This window comes from Methanocalculus alkaliphilus, from assembly GCF_024170505.1.
GTDB classification, from domain to species: Archaea; Halobacteriota; Methanomicrobia; order Methanomicrobiales; family Methanocorpusculaceae; genus Methanocalculus; species Methanocalculus alkaliphilus.
The window spans coordinates 18,663-34,154 of sequence record NZ_JALJYG010000012.1; the positions used below are offsets into that span (position 1 = coordinate 18,663).

General features: G+C 56.3%; 13 protein-coding genes and 2 tRNA genes. 6 read left to right on the top strand and 9 right to left on the bottom strand.

Features of this window, described 5'->3' with window-relative positions; translation table 11 throughout:
* Window positions 1-81: 81 nt before the first annotated feature.
* The 3 genes from J2T58_RS08520 to J2T58_RS08530 form a co-directional block, all read right to left on the bottom strand.
* Window positions 82-153 (bottom strand) — tRNA-Ala (locus J2T58_RS08520).
* Between the two features lie 148 nt (window positions 154-301).
* Window positions 302-1,585, bottom strand: a complete 1,284-nt coding sequence (locus J2T58_RS08525) for a nicotinate phosphoribosyltransferase (RefSeq protein WP_366518461.1) — start codon at window positions 1,583-1,585, stop codon at window positions 302-304.
* 41 nt (window positions 1,586-1,626) lie between these two features.
* Complete coding sequence (locus J2T58_RS08530) at window positions 1,627-2,058, bottom strand: DUF61 family protein (RefSeq protein ID WP_253488832.1); 432 nt, start codon at window positions 2,056-2,058, stop codon at window positions 1,627-1,629.
* 152 nt (window positions 2,059-2,210) lie between these two features.
* Here J2T58_RS08530 and J2T58_RS08535 point away from each other — a divergent pair, with 152 nt between their 5' ends.
* Complete coding sequence (locus tag J2T58_RS08535) at window positions 2,211-2,435, top strand: hypothetical protein (protein WP_253488834.1); 225 nt, start codon at window positions 2,211-2,213, stop codon at window positions 2,433-2,435.
* A gap of 245 nt (window positions 2,436-2,680) precedes the next feature.
* Here the strand turns inward: J2T58_RS08535 and J2T58_RS08540 are convergent, their stop codons facing one another.
* From J2T58_RS08540 to J2T58_RS08550, 3 genes are all read right to left on the bottom strand, one after another.
* Window positions 2,681-3,385 (bottom strand): GNAT family N-acetyltransferase, encoded by a 705-nt coding sequence (locus J2T58_RS08540; RefSeq protein ID WP_253488836.1) that lies wholly within the window; start codon window positions 3,383-3,385, stop codon window positions 2,681-2,683.
* Window positions 3,386-3,449: 64 nt separating this feature from the next.
* Entirely contained in the window at window positions 3,450-4,304 is an 855-nt protein-coding gene (locus J2T58_RS08545; RefSeq protein WP_253488838.1) for a pirin family protein, read from the bottom strand.
* 123 nt (window positions 4,305-4,427) lie between these two features.
* A complete protein-coding gene (locus J2T58_RS08550; protein WP_253488840.1) occupies window positions 4,428-5,207 on the bottom strand; it encodes a SurA N-terminal domain-containing protein in 780 nt (259 codons plus the stop codon).
* 333 nt (window positions 5,208-5,540) lie between these two features.
* Between J2T58_RS08550 and J2T58_RS08555 the strand changes: the two genes are divergently transcribed.
* Window positions 5,541-6,212 (top strand): MTAP family purine nucleoside phosphorylase, encoded by a 672-nt coding sequence (locus tag J2T58_RS08555; protein ID WP_253488843.1) that lies wholly within the window; start codon window positions 5,541-5,543, stop codon window positions 6,210-6,212.
* Window positions 6,209-7,513 (top strand): amidohydrolase, encoded by a 1,305-nt coding sequence (locus J2T58_RS08560; protein WP_253488846.1) that lies wholly within the window; start codon window positions 6,209-6,211, stop codon window positions 7,511-7,513. Before J2T58_RS08555 ends, J2T58_RS08560 begins: the two co-directional genes overlap by 4 nt.
* A 25-nt stretch (window positions 7,514-7,538) precedes the next feature.
* On the opposite strand, the gene J2T58_RS08565 is transcribed toward J2T58_RS08560, so the two are convergent.
* The 3 genes from J2T58_RS08565 to J2T58_RS08575 form a co-directional block, all read right to left on the bottom strand.
* Window positions 7,539-7,967 carry a cupredoxin domain-containing protein gene (locus J2T58_RS08565; RefSeq protein ID WP_253488849.1) on the bottom strand — a complete coding sequence of 143 codons (429 nt, stop codon included), beginning with the start codon at window positions 7,965-7,967 and terminating at the stop codon, window positions 7,539-7,541.
* Between the two features lie 114 nt (window positions 7,968-8,081).
* Window positions 8,082-9,026, bottom strand: coding sequence for a phosphoenolpyruvate carboxykinase (ATP) (locus J2T58_RS08570; RefSeq protein WP_253488852.1), 945 nt, complete (start codon window positions 9,024-9,026; stop codon window positions 8,082-8,084).
* Between the two features lie 38 nt (window positions 9,027-9,064).
* On the bottom strand, window positions 9,065-10,765 hold the full coding sequence (locus J2T58_RS08575; RefSeq protein ID WP_253488855.1) for an AMP-binding protein: 1,701 nt from the start codon (window positions 10,763-10,765) through the stop codon (window positions 9,065-9,067).
* A 96-nt stretch (window positions 10,766-10,861) separates the two neighbouring features.
* Here J2T58_RS08575 and J2T58_RS08580 point away from each other — a divergent pair.
* The 3 genes from J2T58_RS08580 (at window position 10,862) to J2T58_RS08590 (ending at window position 15,439) form a co-directional block, all read left to right on the top strand.
* Window positions 10,862-11,037: transfer RNA gene (locus tag J2T58_RS08580), tRNA-Trp, on the top strand.
* Between the two features lie 74 nt (window positions 11,038-11,111).
* Window positions 11,112-12,302: a bifunctional 5,6,7,8-tetrahydromethanopterin hydro-lyase/3-hexulose-6-phosphate synthase gene (locus J2T58_RS08585; protein ID WP_253488857.1), complete on the top strand. Its 1,191-nt coding sequence runs from the start codon at window positions 11,112-11,114 to the stop codon at window positions 12,300-12,302.
* Between the two features lie 92 nt (window positions 12,303-12,394).
* On the top strand, window positions 12,395-15,439 hold the full coding sequence (locus J2T58_RS08590) for a PAS domain S-box protein (RefSeq protein ID WP_253488860.1): 3,045 nt from the start codon (window positions 12,395-12,397) through the stop codon (window positions 15,437-15,439).
* Window positions 15,440-15,492 lie beyond the last annotated feature (53 nt).

The window sequence follows — 15,492 nt, forward strand, 5'->3', positions numbered from 1 at the left end:
TTTCAATCCCATTGTCAGAAGAGTGAAGAATTATTCATACTCATTACGCTCCGCTCCCACAACAAACCTTCAGAAAATCCATGGACCGAGCGGGAATTGAACCCGCGGCCTCTACCATGCCAAGGTAGCGATCTACCCCTGATCTATCGGCCCAGTGATACACACTGATAACCAGTGACAATAATGCTCACTGACCTTACTCTATTCGCTGGCGTCGCATAAATAGATTGTTTATCGTACTCCCGGAAACCGGGGTGCCAGCACCTGTGGCACTGAGAACACACCCCTACCGAGCCGCCATCTACCCTCTCAAATGCGGGCCGCCGCCCCCGTAGAGCTGCATCTCTTCGTCTGCCCGGCGGCGGGCGGCGTCGGCGGTTGTTCCGGTGATGATCCGGCCGTCCTGGATGCAGGGCTGGAGGAGGGGGACGGCCCCTGTTTCTCTCTCTGTCTCTGCCCCGGCCTCGGGGGGCTGTCTGCCTGCGGGGAGGGTGATCCTGTGGCCGCCGGGGAGCCGCCAGACCTGCTTTTGCCCGCTGCGGCGGCCCCGTTTGGCGATGGGGATGCCGTCTTTCTCGATGATGTCGGCGGAGAAGTCGATGACGGGCGCATTGGCGATGGCGCCGCCGACCCCGAAGGCATCGACGAGATCGCGGAGGGCGGCGACGTCGGCTGCGGTGACGCCGCCGGAGAGGAAGATTTGGACGTCGCGGTAGCCGTGGGTGTCAAGCTCCCACCGGACTTCGCCGATGATCGACCGGATATCGCCACGCCGGGACCGGGGGGTGTCGAGCCGGACCGCTGCACAGCCGATCCGGGCGGCGGCAAGGGCCTCGGCCTTCTCATCCGATAGCGTGTCGCAGAGCATGATCCGGGGGACCTCGGGATCGGCATGCTCTGCATATGCCGCCCACGCCGCCTCCGGGGTGTCGAAGGAGAGGACGAAGGCGTGGGGCATCGTCCCGGCGAGCGGGATATCCTCCGGGGCGGCGGTGTTGCTCACCGCTGCAACGCCCCCGATCCAGGCGGACCGCTCGATCATGGGAGCTATCGCCGGGTGCTGCCGTCGTGAGCCGAAGGAGTAGATCGGCCGCCCCCCGGCAACCGAGACGACATGGGCGGCGGCGGTCGCGATCCCGGAGGCATGGCAGAGGAAGCCGAGGAGGGCCGTCTCGAACCGTCCGAAATCACGGTACTTCCCGGAGATCACCATCACCGGCTCATCAGGGAAGAAGATCGAGCCTTCCGGCATCGCAGAGACCGAGACCGGCATCCCGGCAAAGAGATCGAGGACCGCATCGAGGCCGGCCAGGATACCAAACCCAAGCGGCAGCGAGGCAACCGAGACCTCCATCACGACAGACGGGTTCACCCCGGCACGCTCAAGCACCGACTCGCATCGCGGGAAGTAGACATCAGTACACCCGCCGCTCTGTATCAACTCCGGATCAAGGCTCCCAAACCGGCTCATGAGAGTACCAATGTATGCAACCGATACATAGATTGCGAAGCGTGACGGCGCCCCCTCCTGCCTTCGCTCTCCGCACTTGTTCTCCAGACACCCCTCTCGGGATACCGTTTCCACACACCTCTCCCCGAACCCTTTTCTCCGAACACCGCTCTCCCTCAGAAGATCATCATCTGGACCGCGGTCGGGTACTTCAGCAGGATCGCGTATGCAATCGGGCGCGAGATCCAGAGCCGCCCCTTCTCCATCCGGTAGAGCGGCCCGAGCTCACCCAGCATCTGCAGGGCGGTCACCGCCGCCTCGTCAGTGAGATAGACACCGCTCGCGACGGTCATATCCTGGCGAAAGAGGATTGGAAGCCGGAGCCGGCGGTGCATCTCGGGAGGGAGCTTCTCCCCGAGGGCGGCAAGGACCCTGCGGTCGAAGCGGTGCTCCCCGCCCCCCTTCGTCGCGGCAGTCGGTGCCACTTCGGCAAGCAGTTCAGCGAGGGTTCTGCGGCTGGTGACGATCCCCTTGTTCATCCTCCCAAACTCAAGGGCCATCCACTTCATCATCACCGACTCATCTGTGATATCCGGCCGGTCACGCATGGCGTACCTGCCCTTCAGGATGCCCTGCTATATTATCCAATCCCCTTCAGCAGGAGCCACCTGACAGATTTACGACCCGGCAGGAGTGCATACTCCCCCCCTCCACCAAACCTTTATCAACACACCCGGAAGAGGGGGGACTGCTGCACCTGGTGGCGGCGGAGGAGATGATGATGGACTTCTTTGGATGGATGGACTCCCGGATGAAGATACTCGGATGGAAGGATATGGCACTCGTCAAGATCAGCGTCATGGGCTTCACCCTGATGATTGCAAAGCTTTACGCCCCGGTACTCCGGCTCAGGTGGTACTGGTATGCCCTTATCTTTGTTGCAACGGCGATACCTCCGATGCTCAAGATCTTTAGGCCACGGTAGACCCGGCAGAAGCGGGATGCCGAAAATAGAATCCGTGCATACAGGTTGGTCTGAAAAACCAATAACTACTAATTTCTACGAAATTAGTATTTTACGGAAAAATGAATAATACTCTTTAAATCACTATCGGATAGATTATCGCTTGATAAGGCTTCGGAGCAATGAGGAACGCCACACCATTATGAACTATTCATGGACAGGAGGGAATGATCATAAAGGGTACCCTCTGCCACAATGCCAGTGGTTCACCTGGAAACGGTCTCAGCTCCTGTAATGACCCCCTCACCGAGACTCTTCACCATCAGGTCGATATCCAGATCACAGTCCGGCATCGGGGTTCTGCCATTCTGGGTGAACGAGCTCACAGACACACGATGGAGACATGTAAACCCGGCCTTCTCATGAAGCCTGCGGGATGCCGGGCTGGTGCATTCCGCAAATACATACCGGAAGCCACGGCTCCCCGCCTCCGAAAGCGCCGTCTGGAGAAGGCGTGTCGCAATGCCTGCACCTTCATACTCCGGTGCAACCCCGACCGCAGCCACGTGCAGGCAGGTACCTTCCCCCTGGGCGAGCCTCTCCTTCATGGGGCGGCCGATCTCCTCGAGGAGACCCATCGCGACCATAATCTTCTCGGCATCCATCTCACTGATGCCCTCCGGTATCCGGAGCTCGCCTGCCGCAACCGGATCGTCACAGGCGATAATCCCAACGCCCCGGTTCTCTTCCGTACGATCCCGTGCAATCCAGCAGAGACCCTGCGACAGGAGATTATTTGATCCTGCATACAGATTCCTGGCGACGAAGGCCATCTGCTCCTTCGTAAAGCCGATGCATCCCGTCAATGGTTCACGTTCATAAAAGAGATCCACGTACAGATCCAGAAATGCCTCGGTTTCATGGGTCGTGCATCGCTCTATTGAGATCGAATCACTATCTCCGGTCATCATGGTGCTCCTGCCGCGAGACAGTCCCCTCTGCTCGGGGATTGTTTCACACGAATTAGGATATGCATCAACTCCTGATAAACGTCCCGTCCCGGTACTCCGCAAACGCCTGCCTCAGTTCCGCATCCGTATTCATCACAATCGGCCCGCCCCAGGCTATCGGCTCACGGAGGGGCCTCCCGGAGAAGAAGAGGAACCGGACCCCCGCGTCACCGGCAGCGACATCCACCCTGTCCCCGGCAGAGCCAAAGAGGATCATCCTCCTGTTTCCATGTTCTTCCCCCCTCTGTGGATCAAATCTCCCCGACCCTGCAAAAACATACGCACCCGCCATATAGCCGGGAGCCACCTGATGGGAAAAGGCCGCCCCCGGCTCAAGCGTCACATCAAGGTACTCCGGGTCGGCCATCAGATCCCGGACCGGACCGGCGACCCCGCCGACCGTGCCGCAGATGACCCGGACGGCAGCACCCCCCGGCAGCGTCACCAGGGGGATTTCAGTCGCCAAAATCTCCTGGTACCGTGGCTTCATCATCTTATGGCTCCGTGGAAGATTCACCCAGAGCTGGAAGCCCCCCATCCGCCCGTTGACCGGCTTTGGCATCTCCTGGTGAATGATACCGGAGCCGGCGGTCATCCACTGGATCCCTCCGGCAGGGACGCTCCCGGCATGGCCCATGCTGTCGCCATGCTCGACCCTCCCCTCCAGCATATAGGTCACCGTCTCAATCCCCCGGTGCGGATGCCAGGGGAACCCGGCGAGATAATCCCCCGGATCATCGCCCCGGAAGTCATCAAACATGAGGAACGGGTCAAAACGTGGTATCTGGGCATGACCGAAGGCCCGGTGAAGCCGGACACCCGCCCCCTCCATCGTCTCACGGGCAATAAAAACCTCCTCTATCGATCTCGTCTGAGGCATACGCTCCGATATATGGTAAGAAGAATATAAATCTTCGCAGAAGTGTCCTGCGGTTCCGGGTACCCTATCGCAACCAGAAAAGCCGACAAGGAAAAATAACGGGAGGAATGGTGAAGATCCGTTTTACTCCTCAATCAGAGGAAAGCCAGATTGCTGCTGTTCATACAGGGCACGCAACTCATCCTCGGAAAACGTCACCATATCATCATCAAGGTGTTCATCCAGGTATGCCTGGACATACATATCCAGTGGAAGGTACTCCAAAATCTCACTCCTGAGATCCTGAACCGTCATACCAGCCTGGCTCAGCTGTTCTTTCAGCATATCCTCACCTCCAAACTGCATCGCCAGATTGTCATACTCGGCATCAATATCCTCTTCATGAGCAATAATCCCCTGCTCAGCTGCCTTCTGGGTGATGAGGGTGGTTGAAATAAGATTGTTGACTGCCTGGTGACGGAGCATTTCGAGCATCTCTTCACCATCATCTCCTTCAAAATCCATCCCCATCATCATGAGCTGCTGCATATCCTGCTCTTTTGCCTGGACCATCGTACTTCTGGTGATCTCCTCCCCATTCACAACAGCAACAACCGAATCATCAGCACCTCCATCGACTGCGGCATCATCAATTCGGATATCCGCCTGTTCGGTAAGATCTGTGAGATGTGCCTGGATCAGCTGCTGCTCAGCCTCCATACGCAACTGCTGCTCCAGATGGGGTCGGGCCTCCTGAAATCCGTCATCTTCGTTCATTTCCTGATCTGGCAGTTCAGATGATCCCGGATCCCCGATTACCATCGGATCATCGATTCCTTCAGGGCTTTCCCCGACACATCCCGCAAAGCACGCGGTGAAGAGCAGGAAGAGACCCATCATACATATCATCAATTCTCTTTTCATCTCGTCATCTCCACATTTTTGAATCGACCACCAGGGCGAAGGGATACCCCATCATCAACGGACGGCATCTCCATACCAGGTGATCAGAAGCAACCCGAACAACGATGACACAACACGTGCAGGGATTCGAAAAAGGATCTGTGAACCACAGGGCGTACTGATTCAACCTTTATATCCTGCTTATCATCGTAAAGGGTTCTCTCCCGTGTTTGGTCTCCGGTTTCAAGTATCTTCTGGTATCCATACCCGCTCCGGGAAAAACCGTCTCCTTCAATAATCCTGAGAACAGACAGTTCTTTCAATGGCAGTCAGATCAGCCACGGAGTGCAGGCTATGCTAGGCATCATCGGAGGAACAAGCCTCCTCTTTGCAGATCTCCCCCCGCTGAAGGAGGAGGTCGTCGCAACACCATACGGAAGAGCGGTCGTCCATAGCGGGGAGATCTGCCTGGTGCCACGCCACCAGTACTCCCGGCCGCCTCATCGGATCAACCACAAGGCACACCTTGCGGCATTGAAGATGAAAGGTGTCGACCGGATCATCGCATTCGGATCGGTCGGATCACTCAGGGTGAAGTACCATCCCGGCTCCCTCCTCGTCCCGCAGGACTTCATCAGCTGGGGGGCGATCCCGACATTCCATGACGGGACGATCACTCATGTCATGCCCGGCCTTGACCATGATCTTATCATCACCCTCGGGGACATCCATGAGGATGCACAGATCGGGGGAACCTATGTCCAGACGACGGGCCCGAGATTTGAGACCGCCGCAGAGGTCCGGGCACTCGCAGAGGTCGCTGATATGGTCGGGATGACGGTGGCAAGCGAGGCGACACTTGCCAGTGAACTCGGCATACGGTTTGCCGCCATCTGCAATGTCGATAACTATGCAAACGGGATCGGTGACGAATCGATCAGTTATGAGACGATTCTTGCCGCCGCAAAGGCAGGAAGCAGGCGCACAAGCATCATACTTCAGAAGATTGTTGAGGAACTTGCATGACAGACCAGGAGATACCATACAACCAGCGTTCATCCATCCTGATTCGAAACGCCACTCTGGACGGAAGAAAGACCGACATTCATATTGAGGACGGGATCATCAGATCCGTCGGTGACACGAAAGAGAGGGATGCGGAGATGACCATCGACGCAGCAGGCGATCTCGTCATGCCCGGCCTCGTCAATACTCACACCCATGCCGCCATGAGCCTGCTCCGGGGGTATGCAGACGACATGGTCCTCTTTGAATGGCTCTCAGAGAAGATCTGGCCGCTCGAAGCCCATCTCACCGGAGACGATGTCTACTGGGGAACACGGCTCGCCTGCCTTGAGATGATCAGGACAGGGACCATCGCCTTCAATGACATGTACTTCTTCATGGATCGGGCCGCCGATGCGGTGGAGGAGGCCGGGATCCGGGCATGCCTCTCCCACGGCTTCATCGATCTCTTCAATGAAGAGAAGCGGGAAGCCGAGATCAAGGCATCCATTGCATTTCATGAAAACATCAGGGCACGAAACAACCCAAAGCTCTCCTTCGCCCTCGGCCCTCATGCCCTCTACACCGTCTCCCCGGACGGTCTCCGGTGGTGTGCGGAGTACTCAGAGGAGCATGACTGCGGCATTCACATCCACCTCTCCGAGACCGAACAGGAGGTCAATGACTGTATCGCTACCCACGGCCTCCGGCCGGCTGCGTACCTCGATGCGCACGGCATCCTCACCAGCAGGACCGTCGCCGCCCACTGCTGCTGGCTCGACACCGATGAATGCAGGCTCCTTGGTGAACGGCAGACCGCGGCATCCCACAACCCGGCAAGCAACATGAAGCTCGCGGGCGGCCGGGCGATCCCGTACGGTGATCTCAGGAATGCCGCCGCCCCCGTCACCCTCGGAACCGACGGCTGCGCCTCAAACAATAACCTCGACCTCTTTGAGGAGATGAAGATGGCAGCCCTCCTCCAGAAGTTTGCCACCCGCGACCCGACCATCCTCCCGGCCGCCGAAGCCCTGGAGATCGGAACAAAAGCCGGCGCCGAGGCCCTCAGGACCGGCGGAGGAGTCATCGCCCCCGGGTATGCAGCCGATATCATCCTTGTCGACAGGGATGCTATCTGCCAGACACCGTTCCATAACGGATCATCAAACCTCGTCTATTCCTGCAACGGCACTGTTGTAAAGACGGTCATCTGTGATGGCGCTATCCTCATGCATGACCGCCATATTCCAGGAGAGGACGAGATCCTTGAAAGAGCAGGGAAGGCGGCATCCGCACTCGTTGGACGAAGGAATGTGGAATAATCCTTTTTTTAAAAGACAGACCAGATCAGTCTCTTCGCATTATAAGAAACGCAATGGCGGCAATCCCGATAATGGCGATGAGCAGCGCAAATCCGAATGGTCCGTTCGTATCCTCTGCATCTGCAGGAGGGATCGCATCGTCACCCGCAACAATGACCTCTCCGGTCATATAGGGGTGGGGGGTGGAGAAGTACGCATATCTTCCCGGCTCGGTGAAGGTGTACGCAAACGAATGGCCCTGCACAAGAGATCCTGAATCGAAGAGACCATCGTCGCTCGTCACCGAATGAACCGCGATATCCATATTCGTCCAGGTGACCGTCGTTCCCGGCTCGATCATAACAGAATCCGGTACAAAGGTGAAACGGACGATCTCGATGGATTCGGCTTGTACCGGGCTGATGAAGATTCCAAGAAGGAGAAGGAGATATAAGAGGGAGATGCCTGTTCTCATGGTGTCATCAACTCACTCATTCCATACATTTACACGGAGGGGATCAATGTACTCTCTGATTCCTCCCGGGAATCTTCATCTCTCCAATGCATTTATTTTATATAAGTTTTATTATTACTTCTTCTCTCCTCTGATAATCGACCGCAACAACTCCTGCGTCTCCCCTGGTGTTTCGCACCTGGCGACGGTCAGGATCTCCACCCTGTCAAGCAGCTCCCGGTAATACTCCCGTCGGATCCCTGCCTTGTAGTCATTCTTTACCAGCAGATGCGGATTGAAGTACCGGTTCTCTTCAAGGATGGAGAGCGCCTCATCGGTGGTGACGTGCCGGTATGCCCTCTCCCCGTCGATGGTCAGGATCAGGATGCGGCGAAGGGTCGTCAGCGGGAAGATCCTCCCCTTCCCGATGGCATAGCGAAGATCCACTATCGCCCTTCCTTCCTCGTCGAAGTCGGCGCGGGTCATCAGGGGCTCAAACTCGGGCCACGCCGCGGCAAGATCCGCCCGGATGTAGAAGTTCTTCTCCGAAGAATAGGCGAGAGCGGCATCAGGAAAGATCCGGAAGAAGAACCAGTCATCCGCGATCACCCGGATAGCCGGATCGAGGAGGAAGCCATAGGTCTGGGTCGTCTTCCCCGCACCCGACATCCCGATGATCGCAAACCCCTCCCCGTTCCGGTCGAGACAGGCCCCATGGCAGGAGGCGATTCCGTGCCCATCCTCCAGGATATCACCGCAGAGGCCGAGGGCTATCGACTTGACCCAGCCGTAATAGGTCATGTTGAAGAGGAAGACGGTCTTAGAGACGGGATCATACCGTACGGCATTCTCCGGAAAGGTAGCATCATGCAGGACGTACAGCCGCCCGTGCGATCTAATCGACTGGGATGCAAAGAAGAAGTTCTCAGCGAAGCGATCCCTGACCGGCCGGGAATCAGTCATCAGTTTGACACAACAGCCATAGATCTCGGCACGGACCTCGTAGAGGATCGACTGGTTGATCCCGTCGAGGAGTGCATCTTTCGTATGGGAATCTATCAGTACACAATCATAGCCCATAGCAGGAGATGTGAGGGAGGAAGTGAAGAACCCTTCCCTCAGGCGGTCTCCACCTTCTCGGCATCCTGAAGACCGAGCTCCTCAACCGCCACCTGCCGCATCTTGAACTTCTGGATCTTCCCGGAGATGGTCATCGGGAAGCTGTCAACGAACTTGAAGTACTTCGGCACCTTGTAATGGGCGATCTTTCCCTTACAGAACTGGCGTATATCCTCCTCGGTGACGGTCTTTCCACTCTCCACCTTCACCCAGGCCATCAGCTCCTCGCCATATTTGATATCCGGAACCCCGATGATGTACACATCGGCGATTGCAGGATGATGGTGGAGGAACTCCTCGATCTCACGGGGATAGATATTCTCCCCCCCACGGATCACCATCTCCTTCAGCCTGCCGACGATCCGGATGTACCCCTCTTCATCCATCACACCGAGATCACCGGTATGGCTCCAGCGGTTTGCATCGATCGTCGAATGGGTTGCACTCGGGTTATTGTAGTAGCACTTCATCACCATGTACCCGCGTGCACAGATCTCCCCCCGCTCACCGCGTGGGACGATCTTCCCTGTTTTGGGATCGATGATCTTCAGCTCGGTATGCGGCATCGCCCTGCCGACGGTCGAGACCCGGCGTTCAAGCGGATCATCCACCGTTGACATCGTGACGCCGGGGGCGAGCTCGGTCTGGCCATAGACGATGATGATATCGGACATATGCATCCGGGTATTCACCTCTTTCATCACCTCAATCGGGCAGGGCGACCCGGCCATGATCCCGGTTCTGAGGGTGTCAAGCTTGAAGTAATGGAAGTTCGGGAGCGACAGCTCGGCGATAAACATCGTCGGCACGCCATGAACCGCTGTGCACTTCTCATCCTGAATGGTCTGGAGGACCGCCTCAGGGTTGAAGACCGGGGAGGGGATGATCATCGTCGATCCATGCGTCACGCAGGCGAGATTGGAGAGGACCATCCCGAAGCAGTGGTAGAAGGGGACCGGGATACAGAGACGGTCCTTCTCGGTAAACCGCATCCCCTCACCGATGATGTAGCCGTTATTGACAATACTGTGATGGGAGAGGACGACCCCCTTTGGATACCCGGTCGTCCCGGAGGTGTACTGGATATTGATCGGATCATCAAACTCAAGGAGTGCCTCACGATCAGCCAGTTCGCCGGGGGTGATCCCCTCTGCCAGCTCCTGGACCTCATCCCACCGGTACATCCCGTTATAGGGGACATCGCCCATGAAGATGACATTCCTGAGGAAGGGGAATTTGTCTGACTTGAGCCTCCCTGCACGGGACTCAAAGGCCTCCGGGCAGGCTTCATAGAACATCCCGACATAATCCGATGTCTTAAACCGCCCCTGGATGATGAGGGTCTGGACCTCCGCCTGCTTCATCGCATACTCAAACTCATAGGTCCGGTATGCGGGATTGATATTCACCATGATGGCGCCGATCTTTGCGGTGGCGAACTGGACGATCACCCATTCGGCGTAATTAAGTGCCCAGATCGCGACACGGTTGCCGCGCTCCACCCCAAGCGCCATCAGGCCGCGTGCAAAGAGATCCACCTCAGCCAGAAACTCCCGGTAGCTGTACCGGAGCCCCTGGTGCACCGAGACGAGCGCGTCGTTATCCGGGTATTTGGAGGCGATACGATTGAGCATCTCCCCAACGGTCTCGCCTGTAAGGGGGGTCTCCGAGACCCCGCATGTATAGCTGCCTTGCTCCATTCCTTTTATCGTACTGAGTACAGGAGAAAAAAGATATCGAATTTGTAGTTCGGAATCTTTAAATCAGGATAAAGTAATAACGTATATGACAGGATCGGGGTCGTGGCCTAGTCCGGTATGGCGACGGGCTCCAGCGGTCTTGGCGTATGATGAACAATCGGGTCTGCTGATTTGATGAGATGATGACCCGTTGGAGCGCTGACGCTTATGTCACCGCCCATACGCTTGTCGGAGAGACCCGTCGATCGTGAGTTCAAATCTCACCGACCCCACCTTTTCTTCTGAATGACTACTTCTGATTTATAGATGTACGATCCATACATATGTCCAAGGCAGGAATTTTGTTATGTATTCAATAGGTGAAGCCTTAGTTGGCGATGGGCCGGAACTTGCGCACATCGACCTCCTTGTCGGAGATAAGAACGGCCCCGTCGGAACGGCATTTGCAAATGCTCTCTCGCAGCTCTCGGCGGGTCACACCCCTCTCCTTGCGGTCATCAGGCCGAACCTCCTGACAAAGCCGGCAACGGTGATCATCCCGAAGGTCACCATGAAGAAGGGCGAACAGGTGAAGGAGATGTTCGGCCCCGTCCAGGCAGCAGTCGCCAAAGCCGTGGCCGACAGCCTCGAGGAAGGCCTCTTCAACGGGATCAATATCGATGATATCGTCATCATCGCAAGTGTCTATCTTGCACCCGATGCAGAAGATTACAATAAGATCTACCGGTTCAACTATGGTGCGATGAAGCTCTCTTTATCGCGCGCATTTGAACAGTTCCCTGACGAGGCGACGATCCTCCATGAGAAGGACCGTGCAGCGCACGGTGTCATGGGATTCAAGGTTCACCGCCTCTGGAACCCGCCGTACCTCCAGGTCGCCATGGATCTCGTGGACATGAACCATATGGAACGGGTCTTACGCGAGCTCCCAAAGAACGACCACCTCATCATCGAGGCGGGCACCCCGCTCATCAAGCAGTTCGGCCTCTCCATCATAGGCGAGATCAGAAAGCTCCGGCCTGATGCCTTCATCATCGCGGATCTCAAGACCCTCGACACCGGAAACCTTGAGACGAGGATGTGCGCAAACGCATCCGCAGACGCAGTCGTCATCTCAGGCCTTGCACCGATCTCAACCATTGAGAAGGCTGTCCTCGAAGCCCGCAAGACCGGGATCTATGCCGTCATCGATATGCTCAATGTCGAGTCGCCGGTTGCACTTGTTGAGGCACTCGCAAAGAAGAATGCACTCCCCCATGTCGTTGAGATGCACCGGGCAATCGATGCCGAAGGAAGCGAGTACTCCTGGGGAGACATCCCGAAGATCAAGGAGGCTGCCGGCGGGAAGGTCCTCGTCGCAACTGCAGGCGGCATCCGTGTGAATGTTGCAAAGAAGGCACTTGCTGCAGGTGCGGATATCCTCGTCGTCGGCCGTGCGATCACCGCAAGCAAGAACATCCAGCATGCGGCAGAAGAGTTCCTCGAAGAGATCGACTCCGAAGAGATCGATCAGTTCAGGATCATGACCGACTTCTAAACCCCTTTTTTCCTCACTCCCGGAAGACTTCGCGTTCCAGCATGGCACTTTTTGGATGAAAATGTTATCATTTCATATGATAATGATTAACCATGCATCCCTCCGGGACCGATCAGGTGCAGGCCTCCCTCCTCTATGTCGATGACGAGCCCGCCCTCCTTGAAATCGGTAAAATATATCTTGAAAAGAGCGGTGGTTTCAGCGTAACCACTGCACTGAGTGGAGAAGACGCACTTCGTCACCTGGCCGATCATTCATTCGACGCCATCGTCTCCGATTATCAGATGCCCGGAGGAATGGACGGCATCACCTTCCTCAGGCATCTCCGCTCAGCAGGGGATGAAACACCCTTCATCATCTTCACCGGAAAGGGGCGGGAGGAGGTCGTGATCGAGGCGCTGAACGGCGGTGCTGATTTCTATCTCCAGAAAGGAGGCAACCCGAAGGCGCAGTTTGCCGAGCTCTCCAATAAGATTCTGTATGCCATATCCAGGAGACGGGCCGAGGAGAGGCTTGCCCACTCCCACGATCTGATGCACTACATCATCGAGCACAATAATGCCGCCGTTGCGGTCCATGATCGGGATCTGCGCTACATCTTCGTAAGCCAGCAATACCTGGATATCTACGGGGTGACGGAAGCCAGTGTCATCGGCAGGCATCATTATGAGGTCTTTCCGGATCTCCCTGTAAAATGGCGGGAGATCCATCGAAAGGTGCTTGCCGGCGAGGGTGTCTTCAGTGCAGATGACGATCCCTTCCCACGGAGCGATGGAAGGACAGACTGGACACGCTGGGAGTGCCGCCCCTGGTATGATTCAGATGGTTCCATCGGCGGGCTGATCGTCTATACCGAGATTACCACGGAACGCAAACTCGCTGAGGATGAGCTGAGGAGGAAGAACGAGGAGCTTGCAGCAGCAGAAGAGGAGGTGCGTTCGCAGCTTGAGGAGATCATTACGATTCGCGACAGGCTTACAGAGTCCAACGAGTACCTTGAGAATCTCATTACGCATGCAAATGCCCCGATCATCGTCTGGGATCAGGGATGCAGGATCACCAGGTTCAATGATGCACTCGCAGACCTGACCGGTATCGCCCCGGAGGACGCGATAGGATCTTCACCTGAGATCCTCTTCCCGTCTGATTCACGGGCTGCTGCAATGCAGCTCATCGAAGGTGCAACAACCGGTGAAACCTGGGATGCCATCGAAATTCCGATCCTGAACCGGACTGGTGGGATCAGAACCATCCTCTGGAACTCGGCAAGTATCAGGAGCAATGATGGTACGCGGATCATCGCAACCATCGCCCAGGGCCAGGACATAACCGAGAGAAAGCGATCAGAGGAGGCGCTTGCGGATGAGAAGGCACTCCTGGATGCGATCTTCTCCAGTGTCCCCGGGATGCTCTACCTCTATGATACTGAAGGGCACCTGATCCGCTGGAATACAAATCACGAGCGGATGACCGGGTATTCTCCAGAGGAGCTATCGCAGATGAATCTCATGGACTGGTTTTCAGGGGATGCCACAAGCCAGGCTGCCGTACTGGAGGGTGTACGGAGAACGATGGAGGAGGGCTTTGGGGATGCAGAGGCCGACCTGCAGAGAAAGGATGGCACAACCATTCCCATGTACTTCACCGCCTGCCCATTGACACTCCGTGGCATAAAGTATTTTACCGGGATGGGGTTTGACACCACACGGCGAAGAGAGGCAGAGCAGTCATTCCTTCTGAAGGATGCTGCCATCGAATCATCCAACAACGGCATCGCCATCACAGATCTCAATGGCATTCTCACCTATGTCAACCCCGCATTTCTCTCTCTCTGGGGATATGACAGCCATGCCGAGGTGATTGGCCGATCTGCCACCTCCTTCTGGATGTCGGAGAAGGCGGCGGAGGATGTCATCGCCACAGAGAAGCGGGATGGTACATGGTCCGGAGAGTTACAAGGGCGGCGAAAGGATGGCTCACCAATCGATATCCAGCTCTCCGCAAGCATTGTCAGGGATGCATCAGACCGTCCCGTCGCCATGATGGGCTCGTTCATTGATATCACCGAGCGGAAGCGGGCCGAAGCGGCACTCCGGGAGAGTGAGGAGAAGTTCAGGACCTTATTTGAGATGATGACAGTGGGAGTCTTCTATCAGCAGTCTGATGGAACTCCGGTTGATATGAATTCGGCAGCATTGAGACTCTTTGGAATCACCAGGGAACAATTCATGGGCAGCGACTCCTATGATCCTCGCTGGAAGGTTGTCTCGGAGAATGGTGACCCTCTCCCCCCGGATCAGCATCCCTCAATGATCGCCCTCCGAAATGGCACAGCCGTCAGAGACACCGTTCTCGGTGTCTTTAATCCGGAGAGGGATGATCTCGTCTGGCTGCTTGTCAATGCCACTCCCCAGTTCAGGGAGGGTGAGACGACACCATACCAGGTCTTTGTCACCATGTCGGATATCACCGGGGTCAAAGCCGCAGAAGAAGCACTCCATGCGGCACACAAAAAACTCCAGATCCTCTCACAGGTCACCCGCCATGACATTCAGAACAGGATTATGGCACTCCAGGGATACCTTATACTGGCAGAGGAGCTGAGTGACCATCCACAACAGAGGCACTATCTCGATGAAGTAAAGCGTGCCTCGGGTATCATTCAGGATCAGATTGCGTTTACCGGCCAATACGAAGATGTCGGTATGAGAAAGCCGCTCTGGCTCCCTCTCTCCGCAATGATTGGGATAATTGAAAAAACGCGGATTCCAATCCGGAATCATTGCTCCAATCTCTCAATCTTTGCGGATCCGATGCTTGAGAAGGTCTTTGCAAACCTCCTGGACAACAGCATCCGCTACGCGGATGGTGCAACGGGTGTTGAGATCCGATGTGAGGAACGGGATGGTGACCTCCTTGTTATCTGGGAGGATGACGGACCCGGTATTCCGGATGATCAGAAAGAACTCATCTTTGAGAGAGGGTTTGGGAAGAATACCGGATTTGGGCTCTTCCTTGCCGTTGAGATCCTCTCCATCACCGGCATAACGCTTCGTGAGGCCGGCATCTATGGCAGAGGTGCGAGATTTGAGATGCAGGTCCCGAAGGGGGGGTGGACGGCGTCTTCTTCTCCATAAGAAAAGCCTTCAGTACCGTTCAGGCACTTATAGATTCAACCGGGAGAACCCAA